Origin of the sequence: Haemophilus sputorum CCUG 13788 (assembly GCF_000238795.1) — a bacterium.
GTDB lineage: Bacteria > Pseudomonadota > Gammaproteobacteria > Enterobacterales > Pasteurellaceae > Haemophilus_A > Haemophilus_A sputorum.
The window spans coordinates 1-2,183 of record NZ_AFNK01000058.1; the positions used below are offsets into that span (position 1 = coordinate 1).

The 2,183-nt window shown below is 52.5% G+C and carries 3 protein-coding genes; 2 read left to right on the top strand and 1 reads right to left on the bottom strand.

Annotated features, from left to right (window positions below):
- Nucleotides 1-89: 89 nt before the first annotated feature.
- Nucleotides 90-320 (bottom strand): type II toxin-antitoxin system VapB family antitoxin, encoded by a 231-nt coding sequence (gene vapB, locus HSP_RS0108075; RefSeq protein WP_001261276.1) that lies wholly within the window; start codon nucleotides 318-320, stop codon nucleotides 90-92.
- Between the two features lie 573 nt (nucleotides 321-893).
- Between vapB and HSP_RS0108085 the strand changes: the two genes are divergently transcribed.
- A complete protein-coding gene (locus HSP_RS0108085) occupies nucleotides 894-1,244 on the top strand; it encodes a hypothetical protein (RefSeq protein WP_000493378.1) in 351 nt (116 codons plus the stop codon).
- A 50-nt stretch (nucleotides 1,245-1,294) separates the two neighbouring features.
- Nucleotides 1,295-2,038 carry a hypothetical protein gene (locus tag HSP_RS0108090; protein ID WP_000129823.1) on the top strand — a complete coding sequence of 248 codons (744 nt, stop codon included), beginning with the start codon at nucleotides 1,295-1,297 and terminating at the stop codon, nucleotides 2,036-2,038.
- Nucleotides 2,039-2,183: the final 145 nt, after the last annotated feature.

The following is a 2,183-nucleotide window of genomic DNA, read 5'->3' on the forward strand; positions in this document are numbered from 1 at the left end:
CACCGCCTGCTCCAGGCGCTTCAGCACCGCTGCCGGCTGCTCGCGCATGATGAACGAGCAGATGTTGGTGTCGAGCATCCAGGTTTTCTTCATGGCTCAAAGCGTCCTTCATCGCTGACCACATCCTCACGCTCCGCCATAAAGTCCGGATCGGCCCTGTCCAGCTGCGCGAACGAGCCCCAGGTCGGCCGGACGGGACGCAGAATGATGCTGTCCCCTTCCCGGACGATCTCCAGCTCGCTGACGCCATCAAAATCCAGGTCCCGGGGCAGACGGATGGCGCGGTTATTGCCGTTTTTAAATATTGAAACTGTGCGCATGGTTTTTCCTCATATGCTGAGTGTGCCAGGGAGTATTCCCGCATAGGTGAAGTATATGCCTGCAAGCCCGGCTTGTATAGGTGTTACATATGCAGATGGTAGGTATATGCGTATGCTTTGCCTATGCAGATGCCCGGCATATGGATATGTTACACCTATGTTGGTTTCTCACTTTTCCCGCTCAGATCCGAAAAAAGGCAGTTCCGGATCTGATTCAGCCCCGCCGGCGCGCAGCGGCCCGGAAACACAAGATGTAGCGGTGTTTCCAGCTGTCAGTGACCATATATGTTGTGCCCCTCCCCTGCCCCGTGACCGGCCGCTCACCACCCTGAAAGGGCGCTGTGGTTATTCCGTGTGCGTGGTACACTTCCGGAAACTGTGGAATAACATAAAAGTCGGATCCGGCCAGAGCGGCCGTCAGGTAATTTAATTACGTTGTTATATGGCTGCTTATTATTTTAGTATGTGAAAATCACTCTCGTGAAAGTCACTGTCGCGACAGAGTGGCACTCATCTGACGATGATTGAGGTGTGGTAAAATTGCACGGCTAACTATTCAACTGAGGAAAGGACATGTTTACTGCATTCAATGAGAGAAATGATTTCAGTTATGCTTTTGAAAAAATCCGTAATGCGATTTCCGCGCCAGGAGAAAATAATCTTTATGCTGCAACAGAATTAGGTCTTGGCATTCTGCTCCGTAAATACGAGCAGTTTCGCCAGGAACTGGATGCGGCCGGTGAGCTGGGAAACTGGGAATATGATCTCGATACCTACAATCACTGTATTGCGGTGCTGCAACGTTACTTCACCGGCAATCCATCCGGACTGACAGAACGTGATGCCCGGATTTACAGCCATTACCTGCAGACTGAGCACAAAAGGTTTGTGAAACTGGCTGAAGAGCTGGCTGCCGGCCGCTGACTACGGACAGAGGGCGGGATTTCTCAGGAATATAAAGGGGTAAATGATCAATGACTGATATACAGGCCGCAACTGAGAGTATAGTTGCTGCGACATCCCATCCGGTTTCCGTACAGCTGATTAATCAAGGGGCGGGGATCTGGGGAAACGTGGCAACCGGGCTTATCACTGGCCTGCTTACTGGGGGTATAACACTCACTGGCATCTGGCTGACACATTATTTCACGCTTAAGCGTGAGAGACAGGCGTCAGAAGATAAAATGAAAAAGGAACTGCATTACATTGCCACCGAGTTGGTATTCATGCTTGAACGGTATGCTGAGGGTTGTTTCCGGGTTGTGACGGATGACGGCCAGGATGATGATGCCCCCCAGCCTGAGAGAAAAGCTGTCACGAATTACCCTGAACTGAATCTGATCGATGTCTCCGGTGACTGGCGGACTTTAGAGCCACGTCTTATGTATCGCATCCGTGAACTGCCGGTGCTCCAGGATGAGGCCCACAGGGCAATTGCATATGCCGCCGAATACTCCGACCCTCCTTGGCATAAGGACTATTTCAGGGAACGGCAGTATCAGTTCACGCGCTTGGGCATCAACGCTGTCATTCTTGCCGTCCGTCTGCGCAAGGCAACCGGGATGCCCGAAACACGTCTTACAGGTCATGATGAATGGTCTGCAGTTTCCGTGTTTCGTAAAGTCTGGAGGCGCGAAAGAGCCCTGCGCGCTGCTGAAGCTACCCGCAACAGGGAGTGGAATCAATTAGTGATACCTGATGGAATGTCAAACCAATGAGCGGCCTCTTATCATATTCTCACCCGCAGCAGCCGGCGCAAATGCCGGTGGCCATTGACTATCCCGCCGCGCTGGCCCTGCGCCAGATGGCGCTCGTTCAAGATGAACTACCGAAATACCTGCTGGCACCGGAAGTCAGCGCCCT